Below are 21,746 nucleotides of genomic sequence, written 5' to 3'. Positions count from 1 at the left end.
ATATGAAAATAAAATTATCAAAATTTGTAATGTTAATATTTATTCTTTGTTCTATTTGTTTAACTTCATGTACATATGAAAAAAATAATAATCCATTATATAAATCTAATAAAATAAGAGTTAAATTAATATGGCAAAATAATATAGGAAACAATAATCTTTCTTTTAAAAAATTAAATCCTTTTTATAGTAAAGGATTTTTATACTTAGCTAATAAAAATGGATTTATCTATTGTATAAATATAAAAACAGGTAAAATTATTTGGTATATTAATTTAATAAATAAATATTGTTTTTTCTCATCTTGTAGATATGAGTATCTTACATCTGGACCTATAATTTCTAATAATTATTTATATGTTGGTAATAAGCAAGGAAAAATTTTTGCAATAAATATCAAGAATAAATCTATTATTTGGAAACAAAATATATTTAATGAAATATTATCTAAATTTGTTATTAGAAAAAATATATTAATAGTTCATAGTATGAATGATATTTTACAGGGATTAGATAAAAATAATGGTAAAATTTTATGGACAGTACATTTAGGACATTCAAATTTATTATCTATAAGAGGTTTATCTGACCCTGTACTTTTTTTTGATAATGTAATTATAGGTAGTGATAATGGTTTAGTTAGTTCTCACATAATTACTAACGGATTATCAGTTTGGGAACAAAATTTACTAAGAATGAATAATAAAGAAAATTTTATTGGTATAAATGATATTGATATACAACCAATTATATATAAAGGAATTGTTTATGTATCCTCTTATAATGGTAATTTTATGGCTATTAATTTAAGTACGGGTGATATTATTTGGGAAAAAATATATTTTACTCATAAAAATTTTATTATAAATCATAATATTATCTATTTAATAGATCCATTAAATAGAATTTTTGCCTTAAATGCTAAAAATGGTAATTTAATATGGATAATAGATAAATTTAAAAATAATAAAATTAATAATTTATTTATATATAATAAAAAAATTTTTTTTACAAATAATAAAGGTTTTCTTTATTGGATAGATCTTAAAAAAGGAATTCTTCTTGGAAGTAAAAAAATTGATAAATATAAAATAAATCATATTTTAGTAATAAAGAATAAATTAGTTATACAAACTATATATAATAAAATATATTTATTTAAAATTTTAACAATATAATAAATAAAAGAGAAAAAAATGACACTTCAATATCCTAATATTACTATATTAGGTGATAATAATGTAGGAAAATCTTCTTTATATAATATTTTAATTGAAAAAAATGATTCATTAGTAAATAAAATACCAAATTTTACAATAGATACCAGATATAGTAATGCTAAGATTAAAAATTTAAAATTTATTTGTATAGATACAGTTAGTTATAATAAATTTGATAAAAAAAATTCTTTAATAAAAGAACAAATTTTATTATTAATTAAAAAATCAAGTCTTATTTTATTAATAATAAAAGGAGATAAATTAAATTTTATAGATTATAAAATTATTGATAGTATTAGAAAATATGGTAAAAAAGTAATTATAATATTAAATATTAAAAAAAAAAAATTTTTAGATACTGAATTTTATTCTTTAGGTTTAGATTTTTATCAAATAAATATTATAGATAATAACGATATTTTAAAATTAAAAAAAATATTATTTTCTTATATTAAAAAAATTTCCATAAATAAACTAAATACAAGTAAATCATATAATAAATTATGTATAAAAAATAAAAATAAAAATGAAAATAAAAGTAAAAGTAAAAGTAAAAGTAATATAAAATTATCTATTATAGGTATGCCTAATGTAGGTAAATCTACTTTAATAAATAAATTAATCAATGAAAAAAGAGTAATTATTAGTGATATTCCGGGAACAACAAGAGAAAGTATTGCTATATTATTAAATAAATTTAATAAAAATATTACTATAATTGATACAGCAGGTATCAAAAAAAAAAATAAAATTAAAAATCAAATAGAAAAAATTTCTATTTTAGAATCTTATAAAATTATTAAACAATCTAATATTATTTTATATGTAATTAATGGAGAAAAAAAAATTTTTTGTAATCAAGATATAACCATAATAAATTATATTATTTCTAGAAAAAAACCAATTATTTTAGTAATAAATAAAATAGATCTTATAAAATTAAAAGATATTAATTTGATAAAAAAACTTATAAAAATAAAATTTAAATTTTTTCCTATAATTTCTATTTCTGCTAAATTTACTATAAATTTAAAAAATATTTTTAAAATAATATATAAAATATATAATATATCTACTAAAATATATAAAACTTCTAAACTTATGAAAATTTTAAATTTAGCAACTAAATCAGTTTTACCTCCCATATATAATGGTAGACGTATAAAATTAAAATATATACATCAAATAAATAATACTCCTTTAATATTTAAAATACACGGTAATCAGTTAAAAAAATTAAATAATAATTATAAACGTTATTTATTAAATTTTTTTTATAAAAAATTACAATGTATGGGTAATGTTATAAATTTAAAATTTCAAGAAAATAAAAATCCATATAATTAATTTATTAAGATGAATATTTATTTTTTTATAATATATTATTTAAATAAATAATATTTACATTTATTGATACATAAATATGAAAAAAAATATTCCATATTTCAAATTCGAAGTAGCTCCAATGTTTAAAAAAACTAATAAATATTGTAGATATTTTTATCGTAAATTAACGAAAAAATCACTTTTATATACTGAGATGATTCATTCTAATTTAATTAAAAATAATGAAATAATTTTATTAGAAAATAATAATGTAAATAATCTTGCATTACAGTTAGCTGGTAATGAACCAAAATTATTATCTTTATGTGCTAAAAAGGCAGAAAAAATAGGATATAAAGAAATAAATTTAAATTTAGGATGTCCTTCTTTAAGATCTCAAAAAGGTAATTTTGGAGCATGTTTAATATCTCAACCTACAATTGTATCAGATTGTATTAAATCTATGAGTGATAGTGTTTCCATACCTATTACTATAAAAATGCGTATTGGTATTAATAATAATGATAATTATAATTTTCTGCATAAGTTTATTGATTTAATGATAAAGAGTGGTTGTAAAAGATTTATTATTCATGCAAGAAAAGCATTACTTTATAAGAAAATTAATACAAGAAAAAATTTAATAATTCCTAAATTAAATTATAAAATTATTTATAAAATAAAAAAAAATTTTCCGAATATAAAAATATCAATTAATGGTGGTATTAAAACTTTATTAAATATAAAAGAACATTTAAAATATGTTGATGGAGTTATGATCGGTAGAGAAATTTTTAAAAATCCAATGATATTAATAGATATAGATAGACATATTTATAATATTAAACCTATTATTAAAGATCCTTTAATAATAGTAAAATCTATGTTTTCTTATATAAAAAAAGAATTAAATAAGGGGGTTCCATTAATAACCATTATTAACCCTTTATTAAATATTTTTTATGGTATTAATGGATCACATAATTTTAAAAATTTTATTTTTAATAAAAGAAATTCTTTAAAAAATAATAATTTAGATGTATTAAAAGAAGCTTTATTCTATATAAAATATAAATAATATATTTTATTTTTATTTTTTAAATAAATTAAAAATTATATTTATAAATGGTAATAAATAATTTAATGAAACAATTTAAAAAAGATTTACAAATTGAAAATATAAAAACTCCTCCTTATTCATTGGAAGCAGAACAATCAATATTAGGAGGTTTAATGTTAGATAATAATCGCTGGGATCGTATTATAGAAAAAATAATAGTAGATGATTTTTTTATTTTATCACATAAAATAATTTTTAATGAAATGAATTCTTTAATAGAATTAGGAAAACCTATAGATTTAATAACATTATCTGAATCTTTAGAAAATAAAAAAAAATTAAATCAAGTAGGAGGATTTGCATATTTAGCTGAATTATCAAAAAATATTCCTAGTATATCAAATATATATGCTTATGCCGATATTGTTCATGAACGTGCTATAATTAGAGAAATGATATCTGTTGCTAATGAAATAGCAGAAGCTGGATATTATCCAAATGGGAGAAATAGTGAAGATTTATTAAATTTAGCAGAATCTCGTGTATTTAAAATTGCCGAAAAAAGATTTCATAAAAATACTAAACCTAAAAATTTAGAAGAAATTTTAGAGGTTACAATTTCTAAAATTGAATCATTTTACAATGCTCCTAAAAAAGGAATTACCGGAATAGATACTGGTTATCATGAACTAAATAAAAAAACATCAGGATTACAAAATTCTGATTTAATAATAATTGCTGCACGTCCTGCTATGGGTAAAACTACTCTTGCAATGAATATTTGTGAATATACAGCAATCTCTCAAGATAAACCTGTATTAATCTTTAGTTTAGAAATGCCTTGTGAACAAATTATGATTCGTATGTTAGCATCTCTTTCACGCGTAAATCAAAGTAAAATTAGAACAGGGCAGTTAAATGATAATGACTGGAAAAAAATATCTAATACTATGGGAATTTTACTAAAAAAAAAAAATATATATATTGATGATTCTTCTGAATTAACTCCAACAGAAATTAGATTACGTTCTCGAAGAATATTTAGAGAACATAATGGTTTAAGTTTAATAATGGTAGATTATTTACAATTAATGAAAGTACCTTCTTTATCTTTTAATAGAACACTAGAAATATCTGAAATTTCCCGTTCTTTAAAATCATTAGCTAAAGAATTACATGTTCCTGTTGTTGCTTTATCTCAATTAAATAGATCTTTAGAACAAAGATCTGATAAAAGACCAATGAATTCTGATTTAAGAGAATCTGGTTCAATAGAACAAGATGCCGATTTGATTATGTTTATTTATAGAGATGAAGTATATAATGAAAATACTAATTTACATGGTATAGCTGAAATTATTATAGGAAAACAAAGAAATGGACCTATTGGAACTATAAAATTAATTTTTAATAATCAAATTACACGTTTTGATAATTATTCAGGTTATTATAATAATGAAAATATTTGAAATTTTCTTTAAAATAATTTAATTAATTTTTAATAAAAAATAAATTTTTATAAAAAAAATATTACATAATAAAATAATTAATATAAAATTATTTATATAAGTTAATTAAGAAAAAAGAAATGTTAAAAATTTTTAATACATTAAGTAGAAAAAAAGAAGTATTTAATTCTATTGATAAAAAAAAAGTAAAAATTTATGTATGTGGTGTGACTCCATATGATATGTGTCATATTGGGCATGGAAGAACTTTTATTGTTTTTGATATCATTATCAGATATTTAAAATTTTTAAATTATAAAGTTTATTATATAAGAAATATTACTGATATTGATGATAAAATTATACATTTAGTAAATAAAAAAAATAAAAATATATATTCTATTACAAAAAACATAATTGATAAAATATCAAAAGATTTTAATAAGTTAAATATATTATTTCCTAATTTTGAACCTAAAGTTACTGATCATATACAAGATATTATATCTGTAATAAAAAAATTGTTAATAAATAATACTGCATATGTTGCCAAGAATGGTGATATTATGTTTTCTATTAAAAAATATTCACAATATGGAATTTTATCTAAACAAAATATAAATTTATTACAATCAAATATAAGAATTAAGAATATTAATTTTAAACAAAATTATAAAGATTTTATTTTATGGAAATTAACTAATAAAATAAATATTGGTTGGAATTCTCCCTGGGGATATGGACGTCCAGGATGGCATATAGAATGTTCAACTTTAAGTCGAAAATATTTAGGAAAATGTTTTGATATACATGGTGGAGGTAATGATTTAATATTTCCTCATCATGAAAATGAACTTGCACAATCTTCTTGTATTGATCCAGAATTTTATGTTAATTATTGGATACATACAGGGATGATTATAATTAATAATAAAAAAATGTCTAAATCTTTACAAAATACTTTTAAAATAAAAGACTTATTATTAAAATATAATGAAGAAGTTATTAGATATTTTTTAACTGCCACTCATTATCGTAGTCCTATTCTATTTAATGAAACTAAATTAAAACAAGCGCAAATAACTATGAAAAAGTTATATACTTCTTTATTTTATAAAAAAAAATCTTTTAATATAAAAAATACTAAAAATAGTTTTTTTTTATTAGAACAACAATTTTATAATGCTATGAATGATGATTTTAATACTCCTAAAGCATATAGTATATTATTTAAAATATCTAAAAAAATTAATATTTATTATAGAAATAAAAAATATTTAATTGCTAATTATTATATTTTAAAATTAAAAAAGTTAGGTAATATTTTAGGAATTTTATTTCATAATCCTAAAAAATATTTACAAGATAATAAAGATTTATGTAATTTTTATAGTAAAGATAAAATTAAAAAATTAATTAAAAAACGTAATATTGCTCGTCAAAATAAATTATGGGACAAAGCTGATTTTATTAGAAATCAATTAAAAAATAAAAATATTCTTTTAGAAGATACAGATATTGGAACAATATGGAAAAGAAAAATTTAAAATTTCATATAATCAGATTAATAAAAATTTTATATAAAATTTATAAACTTTTTTATTTAAAAAAAAAAATTATAAAATTACGTAAAATAATTAATAGTTACAATTATAGATATTATATATTAAATAATTCTAATATTCTTGATTATCAATATGATAAATTATTAACTCAATTAATAAAATTAGAAAATTTATATCCTTATTTACAAGATAAATATTCTCCTACTCAATTAGTAGGTGCTAAATATAAATCATTTGTATTTTTTAAAAAAAAAAATCATAAAATACCAATGTTATCGTTAAATAATGTTTTTAATGAAAATGATTTATTTAAAAAATTTTTTTTTCCTATTAATAAAATAATAAATAAATCTAGTTTTTGTTGTGAATTAAAATTTGATGGTATAGCAATTAATTTATTATATAAAAATGGTTATTTAGTTAGTGCTATAACAAGAGGAGATGGTATTATTGGAGAAAATATTACACAAAATATATTACAAATTAAAAATATACCTCATATTTTAAAAGGAAAAAATTTACCAAAAATATTAGAAATACGGGGTGAAATATTTATAACAAAAAAAAATTTTAAATTATTAAATCAAAAAAAATTAAATCAAAATAAATTATTTAGTAATACAAGAAGTGCTGTATTAGGAATATTAAAATTAAATAAAAATATTAATAAAAAAATTTTTAATTTATTTAATTTTTTAAGTTATGGTATTGGTTTTATAAATAAAAATTTTTTTTTAAATCAACAAGAAATATTAAAAAAATTAAAATATTATGGAATTCCTACATGTAAACATACAAAAATTTATTCTTCTTATTATAAAATTGTTAATTTTTATAAATATTTTAAAAAAAATAGACATCTTTTACCTTATAATATTGATGGTATTGTTATTAAAATAAATAATATAAAAAAACAAAATATTTTTGGATATACTAATCATGCACCTAAATGGGCTATTGCCTATAAATTTCCTTCACAGGAAAAATTAACATTATTAAAAAAAGTAAATTTTCAAATTGGACGTACAGGAATTCTTACTCCAATTGCTAATTTTAATACAGTAAATATTAATGGAGTAAATATTAGTTTTGCAACATTATATAATATTAATGAAATAAAAAGATTAAATTTAAAAATTGGAGATAATATTGTAATACAAAGATGTGGTGATGTAATACCTAAAATTACTAATGTAATAATTAGTAAAAAATCTATCAAAAAAAGAAAAAATATTTTAATACCTAAAATATGTCCTAGTTGTAATTCTATTTTAAAAAAAAAAAAAAATAATATTTTATATTGTACATCAGAATTATTTTGTAAAGCTCAATTAAAAGCATATTTAAAACATTTTATCTCAAGAAATGCTATAAATATAAGTTTTATCGGAGAAAAATTAATTGATAAGTTAGTAGATAAAGATTTAATAAAAAATTCTGTAGATTTATTAAATTTAAATAATTTTACTTTATCTAAAGTAGAAAATTTAGGAAATAAATCTATTAAAAAAATTTTAAAATTTTTAAAAAAAAAACAAAAAGTAACATTTAATAAATTTTTATTTTCTTTAGGAATTCCTGAAATAGGTATAGTAACATCTAATATTATATCGTTTTTTTTTAAAACATTAGAAGATTTTTTAAATACTAATTTAATTAAATTACAAAATATTACAAGTATAGGGGAAAAAACTTCATTAAATATATTAAATTATATTAAAAAAAAACATAATATAAATATTATTCAAAATTTATTAAAAAAAATAGATATTATTTATCCTAATAATATTTCAGAAAAAAATTTTTTTTATCAAAAAAAAATAGTTATTACTGGTAAATTAAAATTTATTACAAGACATAATCTTGTAAATCAATTAATGATATTAGGAGCTATCATAAATACTAATATTAGTAAAAAAACAAATATATTAATTGTAGGTATAAACCCAAGTTCTAAATTATTAAAAGCAATTAAATTTAATATTAAAATTATTAATGAAAATAAAATAATTTATTTACTCAATCAAATAAATAATTTTGAAAAATATTAAAATTTGTTTATTTATAAAATAAATGATATTGTTATTAAATAATACGCATATTTTAATTAAAAATTTTAATAATAAAATTATATGAAATATATTAAAAATATTATAGAAAATTATTTTTCAGAATATGAAAAAAATAATAATTTATTAAAAAATAAAGAAGTTATTAATAATATTAATAAAGTAATTAAATTCTTAGATAAAGGTAAAATTAGAGTAGCTGAAAATATTAAAGAAAATTGGATAGTATACGAATGGATAAAAAAAGCAATATTATTATATTTTCGTATTAATCAAAATTTAATATTAAAAGGTACATATAACAATTTTTATGATAAAATACCTTTAAAATTTGATAATAATTTTAAAAAAAATGACTTTGAAAAAATAAAATGTCGTATTATACCTCCGACTGTAGTGAGATATGGTGCTTTTATTTCTAAAAATACAATATTAATGCCTTCATTTATTAATATTGGTGCTTTTATTGGTAAAAAAACTATGATAGATACTTGGTCTACAATTGGTTCTTGTGCTCAAATAGGCGATAATGTTCATATTTCAGGAGGAGTAGGAATAGGTGGTGTTTTAGAACCAATACAATCTAGACCTACTATTATAGAAGATAATTGTTTTATAGGAGCAAGATCAGAAATAGTAGAAGGAGTAATTGTAAAAAAAGGATCAGTAATTTCAATGGGAGTATATATAGGACAAAGTACCAAAATTTATAATAGAGAAACAGGTTTAATCCACTATGGGGTAATTCCTAGTTATTCAGTTGTAGTACCTGGTAGTTTACCATCTAAAGATGGTAAATATAATTTATATTGTGTAATAATAGTTAAAAAAGTAGACAAAAAAACTTTAAGTAAAACTGAAATTAATGATATTTTACGTGAAGAAAAAATATAACCAAAATAACTAATTAATTATTTAATATTTTAAATAAATCAATTAATTTTTACTTTAAATTAAAAATTTAAAATATTTAATTTTATTTTATCTGCATCCGGGAGGATTTGAACCCCCGACCACTCGGTTCGTAGCCGAGTGCTCTATCCCCTGAGCTACGGATGCTTCTAATATTTTTCGGTGAGAGAGAGATTCGAACCCTCGATGTAGAAAACCACATACACCCTTAGCAGGGGTGCGCCTTAAGCCACTCGGCCATCTCACCAATTATATTAACTAGATATAATATTATATCTTTTATAAAAACTTTGTCAAATTAATTATTTTTTATAAAAAAATAAATTTATTTTAACGAATTTGTTTTTTGATTTTTCTCTGCTTGTATACGTTGATATATTTCTTCGCGATGAACAGCAATTTCTCTAGGAGCATTAACACCTATTCGAACTTGATTCCCTTTTATTCCTAATACTGTTACTATAACTTCATCACCTATCATAAGTGTTTCGCCTACTCGGCGAGTAAGAATAAGCATCCTTTTCTCCTTAAAAAAATAAAATATAATAAAATATTTATTATATTAGTATTTATTTAAAATAATAATTTTAAATTTAAACTTAAATTAATTTATTTATTTTGTTTAAAATAAATAATCTTATCTTAGATAAGAAAAAATAATATTTATCTTCATTAAGATTAATATTTCCTTGTGCCATATTAACACATCCATTTATTTTACAAACATTTTTATCTAAATTTTTTTTAATGATTTCTATAACATTTATATGTTTAGAAAGATTTTTTGTAATTTTTATTACAAAAAATATTTTATTTTCCCATTTTGTAGATAAAAAAATTATTACTTTTTTAAAATTTTTTAATAATTTTTTTATAATATAATTAAATAATTTTGGATTAAAATTATATATTTTACTTATTATTAAATTAATATTATTTAATATTATATTATTTTTTAATAATAATATTTCTTCTTTTAAAATAATATATTTTTCTAATTCTTTAATATTAGATTTTAATATATTAATTTTTTTTTTGTTTAATAAAATATTTTTTATTAAATTATTTTCATCTGTTTTAAATATATTAGAAATAGATTTAATATTTGTATTTTGTTTTTGTATATATTCTAATGCTAAATTATGAGTAATAGCATGTATACGTTTTATGCCACTGGCAATATTTAAAAATTTTGTAATTATAAAAAAACCAATTTCTTGAGTATTTGATACATGTGTTCCACAACAATATTCTTTTGAAATATTTTTAATATCTACAATTCTTACAATATTATCATATTGTTTATGAAACAAAGCAATAATATTTTTGTCTTGTATTTTTTTTTTTTCTTTTAAATATGTTTTTATAGGTATATTTCTAAATATATAAGTATTAATTTTTTTTTCAATATCAAAAACATCTTTTAATTCTAGAGAATTATTATATGAAAAATCAAATCTTAAATATTTATTTGTAATTAAAGATCCTTTTTGTTGTACATCATTACCAAATTTTTTACGTAAGACAGAATGTAATAAATGTGTTGCAGAATGATTTCTACTAATTATTATACGATTTGATATATTTATTTTAGAATACAAATAATCATTAATTTTAAGTGATCCTAAAATCATTTTACCAATATGAATAATTAAATTCCCTTGTATTTTTGTATTATAAACTTGAAATATATTTTTTTTATCTTTTTCTAAGAATCCTATATCACCTATTTGTCCTCCAGATTCTCCATAAAAAGAGGTAATATCTAATATTATTTCTCCTTGATCGCCTGTAACTATTTTATTTACTAATTTTTCATTTAAATATATATCAATTATTTTACTATAAACAATAAACTTTTCATATCCATTAAATTTTGATATTTTATTTTTATAATAAAAAAAATTTTTTTTTCCAAAAAAATTTTTTTTTCTTGAATTTTGTTTTTGAATATCCATATATTTCATAAATTCTTTTTTATTAATACTAATTTTTTTATTTATACATATATTTTCTATTAAATCAGGAGATAATCCAAATGTATCATATAAATAAAATATTTTTTTTCCTGATAAATATTTTTTTTTTAATTTTTTAATTTCCCTATCTAATAATAAAATTCCTGATTTTATAATTTTATTATAATTTTCTTCTTCATTTTTAATTATATTAATAATATTATCATATTTTTTATATAAAATATTTTTTTCTTTATCATTAATATATTTAATATATATTTTTACTAATTTATAAAAAAATACTTCTTTTGTACCTAATATTATACCATGATTTATAGCTCTTCTAATAATTCTTCTTAATACATATCCTCTTTTTTCATTACTAGGTAAAATACCTTCTAAGATTAAATATATAGAAGCTCTAATATGATCAGCTATAACTTTTAATGAATTATGTTCTAAATCTTTATTTTTAATAAGATTATTTATATTTTTGATTATTTTTCTGAAAAAATATAATTGATAATTTGAATTAACTCCCTCTAAAATAGAACTAATACGTTCTAATCCCATACCTGTATCAACTGATTTTATCGATAAAGGTATTAATTCTCCTGTTAAATTTTTATTAAATTGTATAAATACAATATTCCATATTTCAATAAAACGATCGCCTAACAAGTTATTTTTAATATTTCCCTTTAAATTATAACCTAAATCATAAAAAATTTCTGTAGAAGGTCCACAAGGCCCCGTATCTGACATTTGCCAAAAATTATCAGAATTATATATTTTATTATTTTTATCTTTTATTAAAAAGATATTTTTTTTAGAAATACCAATATTTTTATGCCAAATATTATATGTTTCTATATCTGTATAATATACAGTTATATATATTTTTTCTTTTTTTAAATTGAACCATTTTGAATCAGTTAATAATTCCCATGCATAAGAAATTGCTTCTTGTTTAAAGTAATCTCCAAAACTAAAATTTCCTAACATTTCAAAAAATGTATGATGTCTATTTGTAAAACCAACATTTTCTAAATCATTATGTTTTCCTCCTACTCGCATACATTTTTGAATTGTAGTAACTCTTGAATAAGGAGATTTTTTATATCCTAAAAAATATTCTTTAAACTGATTCATACCTGCATTTGTAAATAATAATGATGGATCATTATTAGGTATTAAGGAACTTCCTTCTATTATTTTATGTTTTTTTTTATAGAAAAATTCTAAAAACATTTGACGAACTTCTTCTAATTTATTTCCCATATTATAAATTATCCTTAATTACAATTAAAATAGTATATAAATTAATTATAAAAAATAAAATATTTAATTATATTATTTTTTTTTAAAAAAAATTTCTCTTATTTTTTTTTCGATTTCTATAGATTGTTTTTTATTTTTTTTTAGGAAATTTATAGCATTAATTTTTCCCTGTCCTATTTTTTTATTATGAAAACTATACCATGATCCACATTTTTCAATTATTTTTTCTTTCACTCCTAAATCTAATAATTCTCCATAAATATTAATACCTTTACCATAAATAATTTGAAATTCTGCCTTTTTAAAAGGCACGGCAACTTTATTTTTAACAACTTTGACTCTAGTTTCATTACCAATGATATCATCTCCTTTTTTAACATTACCAATTTTTCGAATATCTAATCTTATAGAAGCATAAAATTTTAATGCATTACCTCCAGTTGTTACTTCAGGATTACCAAATAAAATTCCAATTTTCATGCGAATTTGATTAATAAAAATTAAAAGTGTATTTGATTGTTTTAAATTACTTGCTAATTTACGCATAGCTTGACTCATCATTCTTGCTGCTAGTCCTATATGAGAATCTCCTATTTCTCCTTCTATTTCTGCTTTAGGAGTTAAGGCAGCTACAGAATCTACAATAATAACATCAATTACTCCTGATTTAGCTAATGAATCACATAATTCTAATGCTTGTTCTCCAGTATCAGGTTGTGAACATAATAATTTATTGATATCAACATTTAATTTTTTAGCATATATAGGATCTAGTGCATGTTCTGCATCAATAAAAGCACAAATTTTCCCCAATTTTTGGGCTTCAGCTATAATTTGTAATGTTAAAGTAGTTTTACCAGAAGATTCTGGACCATATATTTCTACTATTCTTCCAATTGGTAAACCACCAATACCTAAAGCTATATCTAAAGATATAGATCCTGTTGATATTGATTCTATATCCATAGTTCTATTATCACCTAATCTCATAATAGAACCTTTACCAAATTGGTTTTCTATTTGAATAATAGCATCTTCAAGAGCTATTTTTTTTTTATTTAAATCCATAATATTCATTTACCTTATATTTTAAAATAATAAATTTAATTAGAAATTTTATAAAAAAAATTTTTTTATTATAATAAAATTATTCATATAAATTTATTATTAATAATATATTAAAATGTTTAAAAAAAATAATCTTTATAAAAATGCAAATTATATTTTAGATATACAAGGATTACAGTGTCCAACAACTATTATGATGATTAGAAAAAAAACACTTCGGATTAAAAAACATGAAACTTTGTTAATTATTACCGATGATTTATTAGTTAATACAGATATAAAAAACTTTTGTTATTTTATGAATTATAACATAATTTATAAAAAAATATATAATATACCACCATATTTATTTTTAATAAAAAAATTATAGTTTTTTTCATAAAATTCGTTTACATAAAAGATATGTAACAATACCAAATCTTTTTTCTCTATATTTTATCCAATTTTTTGGTAAAAAAATTTTATTACTTTTAGTTTTATATTCAATAAAAATGTTAGCATTATTTTTTAACCAATTATTTTTTTCTAATAAAATACAAGTTTTTTGTAATAAAATATTTTTTTTACAAAATGGAGGGTCTATAAAAATTAAATCATATTCTATATTTGATTTTTTTGATAAAAATTTTAGAGTATTTTTATAAATTAAAGAAATATTTTGTATTTTTAATAAAAAAATATTTTTTTTTAATTGTTGAAATATTTTTTTATTATTTTCAATTAATGTAGCAAATAAGATATTTCTAGAAAAAGCTTCAAAACTTAAAATTCCAGTACCAGCATAACAATCTAAACAATTAAACAGATGTAAATCATTTTTCATAAGCCAATTAAATAAATTTTCACGAATAAAACACATGGTAGGTTTTAATATTTTGTTATCTATAACTTTTATTTTTTTACCTTTCCATTTACCAGATGTAATATTAATAGTATTAAAATATTTTTTTTTTTTCATAATTTATGTAAAATAACTTAGTAATAATAATTACTTTAAAAGTATTTTTGATATATTATTTAAATAATTATTTAATTATATCAAGTAATTTTATTACTAGATAATTTAAAAATTTGTAAAAAAATGATAAATAAAAAAAATGAAAAAAAAATAAGTTTTTTTAGTTATTTGAAAAGAAAATTAATTAAAACAAGTAAAAATATTAGTAAAAAAATTATTAAAATTTTTAAAAAAACAAATACTATTGACAAAAAATTATTTGATAAATTACAGGAAAAATTAATTATTTCTGATATAGGTATACATACTACAAAAAAAATTATTAATTCAATAAAAAAATATATACAATTAAATAAATTAGAAGATTCTTCTCAATTATATAAATATTTAAAAATAGAATTGTTAAATATTTTATTATCAGTAGAAACTCCTCTAGTAATTAATAAAAATATAAAAAAACCATTTATAATATTAATAATAGGTGTTAACGGAGTAGGTAAAACAACTACAATAGGAAAATTAGCATATTATTTTTATAAAAAAAAGAAATCTGTAATGTTAGCTTCTGGAGATACTTTTAGAGCAGGTGCACATGAACAATTATTTTCCTGGAGTAAAAAAAGTAATAGTTGTTTTATATATAATTCTAAAAAAAAAGAGAGTTCAGCCGTTATTTTTGATGCAATTTTACAAGCTAAAAAAAAACAAATAGATATTTTAATTGCTGATACATCAGGAAGATTACATAATAATATCTTTCTTATGGAAGAATTAAAAAAAATTGTACGTGTAATAAAAAAAAATAATAATATGGTTGTTGATGAAATTATGTTAATTTTAGATGCAACTATTGGACAGAATTCTATTAATCAATTAAAAACATTTCATAATCATATTGGAGTAACTGGTATTACTTTAACTAAAGTAGACGGAACAGCAAAAGGTGGAATTATTTTTTCATTAGCAAATGAATTTAATATTCCAATAAGATTTATAGGTTGTGGAGAAAAAATAACAGATTTACATTTATTTAATGCAAAAGATTTTATTAATGCAATTTTTATAGATTATTAATTAATCTTTATTAATATTATTTTTTAAATTAATTACCAATGTATTAATAATTTTTTATTTTTGGAGGAATTAATGTATAAAAATATATTTACCTCTAACTTAAGATCTTCTATTATTGTACCTATAGGTACACTAGATTCTTATATATATGCTACAAATAATTATCCAATATTAACTTCTGATGAAGAACAAGATTTATCAAAAAAATTATATTATAAAGGAGATTTAGAAGCTGCAAAAAAATTAATTTTATCACATCTAAGATTTGTAATACATGTAGCTAAATATTATTCAGGATATGGATTACAACAAGCAGATCTTATTCAAGAAGGTAATATAGGTTTAATGAAGGCTGTACGTAGATTTAATCCAGAAATTGGGGTACGATTAGTATCTTTTGCTATTCATTGGATTAAAGCAGAAATACATGAATACGTTTTACGTAATTGGAGAATAGTAAAAGTTGCTACTACTAAAGCACAAAGAAAATTATTTTTTAATTTACGAAAAGCAAAACAAAGATTAGGTTGGTTTAATCAAGATGAAATTAAAATGGTTGCTAAAGAATTAGGAGTATCTGTAAAAGATGTTTGTGAAATGGAATCACGTATGTCAGCTCAAGACATGAGTAATGATAATAATAATAATATTAAAGATGATTTTAAGAATAAAAAAGATAATTCTAATATCTTTCTTAAAGATCATAATTCTAATTTTGCAAATATAATTGAAAAAGATAATTGGAGTAAATTTATTTCAAATAAACTATATAAAGCTATGTTAAAATTAGATTATCGTAGTCGTAATATTATTACTTTAAGATGGTTAAATAAAAATAAAGAAAAAACTACATTACAAGAATTAGCAAATTATTATGGTATATCTGCAGAACGTATAAGACAATTAGAAAAAAATGCAATGAAAAAGTTACGTTTTATTATTGGAAATTTATTTTTAATATAATTTATATTTTTTTAACATTTTTATGTAATAATAATTTAATTAATAATTTTAAAAATATATTAAATTTAATTATAAAAAGGATTAAAATGGCTAGTAGAGGTATTAATAAAGTAATTATTATTGGTTTTTTAGGTAAAGATCCTGAAATACGTTATATGCCTAATGGCAATCCTGTTGTAAATATTATAGTTGCTACTTCAAATAATTGGAAAGATAAAAATACTGGAGAAAATAAAGAAAAAACTGAATGGCATCGTATTGTAATTTTTGGAAAATTAGCAGAAATTTCTAATGAATATTTAAAAAAAGGATCTCAAGTATATATTGAAGGTTATTTACAAACTAGAAAATGGCAAAATAAAAATGGTCAAGATAATTATATAACTGAAATAATTGTAAGTGTAGGAGGTACTATGCAAATGTTAAATAATTTACGTCAACAAGATAATAATTTATTAAATAAAGAAAAAAATTCTAAAGAAATTAAAAATAATTGGAAGAAGAAAATTAATATGGATAATAATATAGAGAAAAATAATGATGATGAATCATCTATTAATAAAAATGAAAATATTCTTGATTTTGAAGATGATATACCATTTTAATAATTAAAAAAAATAATTAAAAAAAATAATTAATAATTAATATTATGCTTTATAATAATTTTTTACTTTTAAAACTCAAAAAAAAATTTACAAAACATTTACCTCCTATTAAAGGTTTTGTTAAAATTTTAAATCAAAAAACAGGAATTTTAGAAACAGATCAAAAATATATATATTATATATCTTGTATTTATTTAAAATATATAATGGAAGGAGATTATATTTTAGCTAATATAAAAAATGATGATAATGGTAAATTACGAGTTATTCCAATTAAATTACTAGAATCTAATATTAATGTTTTTGAAGGAATAATTAAAAAAAAAAATGATATTATTTATATAATTCCAGAAAAAAAAATTTTATATAAAAATATAATAAAATGTAATATAAAAAAAAATATAAAAAATATTATTAAAAATGGAGATAAAGTAATTGCAAAAATTATTCAACATCCCTTAAAAAGGGGAAATGATATGTTCATAGCTGAAATAACGGAATTATTAAATGAAGATAATAAATATTTAATTCCATGGTGGACTATTTTATTAAAATATAATCTTTCAATTAATTCTCCTAGTAATAATTTATGTAAAGAAATAAAACTTCTAGATAATAATATATATAGAAAAGATTTAACTAAATTATGTTTTATTACAATAGATAATAAAGATACTAAGGATATAGATGATGCATTATATATAGAACAAATATCTGAAGATAGATTATTAATTTATGTGGCTATTGCAGATCCTACTGCTTATATTAAAAAAGATAATGAAATAGATCAAATAGCTTCAAAAAGAATGTTTACTAATTATTTACCAGGATTAACAATTCCTTTATTACCAAAAATTTTGTCAGAAAATTTTTGTTCTTTAAATCCTAATAAAAAAAGACCTGTTTTAATTTGTAAAATGATAATTCATAAAAATGGTGTTTTATCTAAAAAAATAATTTTTTTTACAGGTTGGATAAAATCAAATGCAAAATTAAATTATCATGATGTTTCTAATTGGTTAGAAAAAATAGGTAATTGGAAACCTGATAATGATAAAATAAAACAACAAATTATTTTTTTATATAAATTTTATTTATACCGTAAAAAATGGAATAATCAAAATATTGTATATTTTAATAATACCAATTATAAATTTATTTTTGGTGATAAAGGACATATAATAGATGTAATAATAGAAAAAAAAAGAATAGCACATAAAATAATTGAAACTGCAATGATTACAGCAAATATATGTGCATCCGAAATATTATATAAAAAATTAGGTTTTGGAATATATAATATATATTATGGTTTTAATATAAATAAAATAAATAAAATAATGGAATTATTAAATGAATATAATATTAAATATGATAAATTATTTTTGATGACTTTAAAAGGTTATAAAAAAATATATAATAAATTATATAAGTTAAATGCGTCTTTTATTTTAAATAGAATAAAGAAATATCAATTAATTACGTTATTTAATATAAAACCAGGTCCTCATTTTTCTTTAGGATTAAAAAGATATGCTACTTGGACATCTCCTATCCGTAAATTTGGAGATATGATTAATCATAGATTAATTAAATCAGTTATAAATAAAAAATATAATATAGAAAAACCTTTTAATGATATATTTATTAATATGAATAAAAAACGTTATTTACATAAAAAAGCAAAAAATGATTTATCTAATTTTTTATATTTACAATACTTTAAAAATATATCTATTCGTAGTAAAATTTTTATATCTGAGATAATTGATATATTTTATTATGGTATAAAAATAAGATTAATTAAAAATGGTGCTTATGCTTTTGTTCCTAAAAAATTTTTGTGTAATAATATAGATAATATTAGTATTAATCAAGAAAAAGGAGTTATTTTTAATAAAAATAAATTATTTTTTAAAATTACTGATAAAATAAAGGTTATTATAAAAGAAGTAAGTATTAGTGGTATTATTGCTAAAATCATTTAATTTATATTAGGTAAGTATATATGACAGTTAAAGGACATATAATATTTACAATAGCTAGTAGTATTTTAATACAACATTTTGTATTTTCTAATCTTATGTATCACGATGATTGGTGGCGTATTATTCCTGTTTCTATTATTACATGTTTATTACCTGATATTGATAATCCTCAATCTATTTTAGGACGTAAAATTAAAATTTTATCATATTTAATTAACAAAATATTTGGTCATAGAGGATTTACACATAGTTTATTATCAGTTTTAAGTTTAAGTTATATAATTTTTTCTATTCATTTAAAATTAAATTGTGTGTTTGATGTTAAATTAGGTTTAATTATAGGTTATTGTAGTCATATTATTGCAGATATATTAACACCATCTGGTGTTCCATTATTATGGCCTTATAAAAAAAAATTTAAATTACCACTTATTACAAAAAAATTTCTTAAGGAAGATATTTTTTGTTATTTATATTTAATATTTTCTTTGTATTTATTGTATCCTATTTGTAATAATATTATAATAAAATTTTTCTATTAATATATTTTTAAAATATTAATTAAATTTTTAGTTTTTTATTTAATTATATAAAGATAATAAAATATTATGTTATTAAAAAAAAAGATGTTAGTTACTTGTGCCTTACCTTATTCTAATGGTAGTATTCATTTAGGACACATGTTAGAACATATACAAGCAGATATTTGGGTTAGGTATCATCGTATGCATGGAAATAAAATATATTTTATTTGTGCTGATGATGCACATGGTACTCCTGTCATGTTAAAATCTTTAAAATTAAAAATAAGTCCAGAAAATATGATTAATAAAATATATAATGAACATATTACTGACTTAAAACAGTTTAACATTAGTTACGATAATTACTATACTACACATAGTAATGAAAATTTTTTTTTTTCTAAATTAATTTTTAATCGTTTAAAAAAAGGAAAATTTATTAAAAAAAAAATTATTCAGCAATTATATGATTCTATTTATAATATGTTTTTACCTGATAGATTTGTAAAGGGAACATGTCCTAATTGTTTTTCTATAAATCAATATGGTGATCACTGTGAGAATTGTGGTACAACATATTCATCTATTAATTTAATTAATCCAATTTCTATTTTATCTAACAAAACTCCTATATTATTTAACTCTGAACATTTTTTTTTTGATTTACCTCAATTTTTTAATTTCTTGAAAAATTGGATTAATTCTGGTGTTTTAAATGAAAAAATAAAAAATAAAGTACAAGAATGGTTTATTTTAGGTTTAAAAAAATGGGATATTACTAGAGATGGTCCATATTTTGGTTTTAAAATACCTAAAACTATTAATAAATATTTTTATGTATGGTTAGATGCTCCAATAGGTTATATAAGTACTTTTAAAAATTTATGTGATAATAAACAGTTAAATTTTTATGAGTGGTGGAAAAAAACTTCTAATACAGAATTATATCATTTTATTGGAAAAGATATTATTTATTTTCATAGTTTATTTTGGCCAGCAATGTTAGAAGGAAGTAATTTTAGAAAACCTACTAAATTATTTGTTCATGGTCATGTAACATTAAATGGATATAAAATGTCTAAATCTAAAGGTAATTTTATTACTGCAAAAAAATGGTTGGATGTTTTAGATTCTGATAGTTTACGTTATTATTATGCTTCTAAATTATCATCTGATATCAATGATATTGATTTTAATTTTTCTGATTTTGCGTATAAAATCAATGGAGATATTGTTAATAAGATTGTTAATTTAGCATCAAGAAATGCTTATTTTATTAATAATTATTTTGATGATAATTTATCTAAAAATATTGATATGTCTTTTTATTTAAAATTTGTTAAAAAATCAGAAATTATTCATAAATATTTTATAGAATGTAAATTTAGTCATGTTATTAAACAAATAATAGTTTTATCAGATATAGCTAATTATTATATTGATAAATATAAACCATGGATATTAATTAAAGATAATTTGAAAAAAAATCAAGTTCAAAATATTTGTTCTATGGGTATTAATATGTTTCGTGTAATAATGATATATATGAAACCAATTATGCCTATTTTATCTAAAAATACAGAGTTATTTTTAAAATATAAATTATGTATTAATAATATTATATTTCCTTTAATTAATAGAAAAATTAATAAATTTAAACCATTATTTTTTAGAATAAATATAAAAGATTTACATAAAATAATAGATAAGTAATTGTAAAATTTATT

At 18.7% G+C, this 21,746-nt stretch carries 18 protein-coding genes and 2 tRNA genes; 14 read left to right on the top strand and 6 right to left on the bottom strand.

Annotation, left to right across the window (positions count from 1 at the left end; translation table 11 throughout):
* Positions 1 to 2 precede the first annotated feature (2 nt).
* The 7 genes from GJU00_RS00200 (at position 3) to dapD (ending at position 9,582) form a co-directional block, all read left to right on the top strand.
* Positions 3 to 1,178: an outer membrane protein assembly factor BamB family protein gene (locus GJU00_RS00200; RefSeq protein ID WP_168893316.1), complete on the top strand. Its 1,176-nt coding sequence runs from the start codon at positions 3 to 5 to the stop codon at positions 1,176 to 1,178.
* An 18-nt stretch (positions 1,179 to 1,196) separates the two neighbouring features.
* On the top strand, positions 1,197 to 2,567 hold the full coding sequence (der, locus tag GJU00_RS00195; protein WP_168893315.1) for a ribosome biogenesis GTPase Der: 1,371 nt from the start codon (positions 1,197 to 1,199) through the stop codon (positions 2,565 to 2,567).
* 76 nt (positions 2,568 to 2,643) lie between these two features.
* Positions 2,644 to 3,624: a tRNA dihydrouridine(20/20a) synthase DusA gene (dusA, locus tag GJU00_RS00190; protein WP_168893314.1), complete on the top strand. Its 981-nt coding sequence runs from the start codon at positions 2,644 to 2,646 to the stop codon at positions 3,622 to 3,624.
* Positions 3,625 to 3,671: 47 nt separating this feature from the next.
* Entirely contained in the window at positions 3,672 to 5,075 is a 1,404-nt protein-coding gene (gene dnaB / locus GJU00_RS00185; protein WP_168893313.1) for a replicative DNA helicase, read from the top strand.
* A 119-nt stretch (positions 5,076 to 5,194) separates the two neighbouring features.
* Complete coding sequence (cysS, locus tag GJU00_RS00180) at positions 5,195 to 6,601, top strand: cysteine--tRNA ligase (protein ID WP_168893312.1); 1,407 nt, start codon at positions 5,195 to 5,197, stop codon at positions 6,599 to 6,601.
* Entirely contained in the window at positions 6,583 to 8,670 is a 2,088-nt protein-coding gene (gene ligA, locus GJU00_RS00175; RefSeq protein WP_168893311.1) for an NAD-dependent DNA ligase LigA, read from the top strand. The genes cysS and ligA overlap by 19 nt, the downstream gene beginning before the upstream one ends.
* 81 nt (positions 8,671 to 8,751) lie before the next feature.
* Positions 8,752 to 9,582, top strand: coding sequence for a 2,3,4,5-tetrahydropyridine-2,6-dicarboxylate N-succinyltransferase (gene dapD / locus GJU00_RS00170; protein WP_168893310.1), 831 nt, complete (start codon positions 8,752 to 8,754; stop codon positions 9,580 to 9,582).
* A gap of 92 nt (positions 9,583 to 9,674) precedes the next feature.
* Here the strand turns inward: dapD and GJU00_RS00165 are convergent.
* From GJU00_RS00165 to recA, 5 genes are all read right to left on the bottom strand, one after another.
* Positions 9,675 to 9,747 (bottom strand) — tRNA-Arg (locus GJU00_RS00165).
* A gap of 13 nt (positions 9,748 to 9,760) precedes the next feature.
* Positions 9,761 to 9,847, bottom strand: a tRNA-Ser gene (locus tag GJU00_RS00160).
* 78 nt (positions 9,848 to 9,925) lie between these two features.
* Positions 9,926 to 10,117: a carbon storage regulator CsrA gene (gene csrA / locus GJU00_RS00155; RefSeq protein ID WP_168867846.1), complete on the bottom strand. Its 192-nt coding sequence runs from the start codon at positions 10,115 to 10,117 to the stop codon at positions 9,926 to 9,928.
* 82 nt (positions 10,118 to 10,199) lie between these two features.
* Positions 10,200 to 12,839: an alanine--tRNA ligase gene (gene alaS / locus GJU00_RS00150; protein WP_168893309.1), complete on the bottom strand. Its 2,640-nt coding sequence runs from the start codon at positions 12,837 to 12,839 to the stop codon at positions 10,200 to 10,202.
* Between the two features lie 72 nt (positions 12,840 to 12,911).
* Positions 12,912 to 13,907 carry a recombinase RecA gene (gene recA, locus GJU00_RS00145; RefSeq protein ID WP_168893680.1) on the bottom strand — a complete coding sequence of 332 codons (996 nt, stop codon included), beginning with the start codon at positions 13,905 to 13,907 and terminating at the stop codon, positions 12,912 to 12,914.
* Between the two features lie 115 nt (positions 13,908 to 14,022).
* Here recA and GJU00_RS00140 point away from each other — a divergent pair, with 115 nt between their 5' ends.
* Complete coding sequence (locus tag GJU00_RS00140) at positions 14,023 to 14,277, top strand: sulfurtransferase TusA family protein (protein ID WP_168893308.1); 255 nt, start codon at positions 14,023 to 14,025, stop codon at positions 14,275 to 14,277.
* Positions 14,278 to 14,283: 6 nt separating this feature from the next.
* Here GJU00_RS00140 and rsmD read toward each other — a convergent pair whose 3' ends face one another.
* Positions 14,284 to 14,865: a 16S rRNA (guanine(966)-N(2))-methyltransferase RsmD gene (gene rsmD / locus GJU00_RS00135; RefSeq protein ID WP_168893307.1), complete on the bottom strand. Its 582-nt coding sequence runs from the start codon at positions 14,863 to 14,865 to the stop codon at positions 14,284 to 14,286.
* A 123-nt stretch (positions 14,866 to 14,988) separates the two neighbouring features.
* Here rsmD and ftsY point away from each other — a divergent pair, with 123 nt between their 5' ends.
* The 6 genes from ftsY to metG all read left to right on the top strand — a co-directional run bounded on the left by ftsY (position 14,989) and on the right by metG (position 21,732).
* Positions 14,989 to 15,939 carry a signal recognition particle-docking protein FtsY gene (gene ftsY, locus GJU00_RS00130; RefSeq protein WP_168893306.1) on the top strand — a complete coding sequence of 317 codons (951 nt, stop codon included), beginning with the start codon at positions 14,989 to 14,991 and terminating at the stop codon, positions 15,937 to 15,939.
* Between the two features lie 72 nt (positions 15,940 to 16,011).
* The gene (rpoH, locus tag GJU00_RS00125; RefSeq protein ID WP_168893305.1) at positions 16,012 to 16,902 is read left to right on the top strand and encodes an RNA polymerase sigma factor RpoH; all 891 of its coding nucleotides are present in this window, start codon (positions 16,012 to 16,014) and stop codon (positions 16,900 to 16,902) included.
* Positions 16,903 to 16,988: 86 nt separating this feature from the next.
* Positions 16,989 to 17,507, top strand: coding sequence for a single-stranded DNA-binding protein (gene ssb / locus GJU00_RS00120; RefSeq protein ID WP_168893304.1), 519 nt, complete (start codon positions 16,989 to 16,991; stop codon positions 17,505 to 17,507).
* A gap of 44 nt (positions 17,508 to 17,551) precedes the next feature.
* Positions 17,552 to 19,495 (top strand): exoribonuclease II, encoded by a 1,944-nt coding sequence (locus GJU00_RS00115; protein ID WP_168893303.1) that lies wholly within the window; start codon positions 17,552 to 17,554, stop codon positions 19,493 to 19,495.
* A 20-nt stretch (positions 19,496 to 19,515) separates the two neighbouring features.
* Entirely contained in the window at positions 19,516 to 20,037 is a 522-nt protein-coding gene (locus GJU00_RS00110) for a metal-dependent hydrolase (RefSeq protein ID WP_168893302.1), read from the top strand.
* Positions 20,038 to 20,103: 66 nt separating this feature from the next.
* Positions 20,104 to 21,732 (top strand): methionine--tRNA ligase, encoded by a 1,629-nt coding sequence (gene metG / locus GJU00_RS00105; RefSeq protein ID WP_168893301.1) that lies wholly within the window; start codon positions 20,104 to 20,106, stop codon positions 21,730 to 21,732.
* The last annotated feature ends 14 nt before the right edge of the window (positions 21,733 to 21,746 follow it).

This window comes from Enterobacteriaceae endosymbiont of Donacia simplex, from assembly GCF_012568645.1.
Taxonomy (GTDB): Bacteria; Pseudomonadota; Gammaproteobacteria; order Enterobacterales; family Enterobacteriaceae.
The sequence above is the reverse complement of the archived record's forward strand: the minus strand, read 5'-3'. Positions and strand labels throughout refer to the sequence as shown.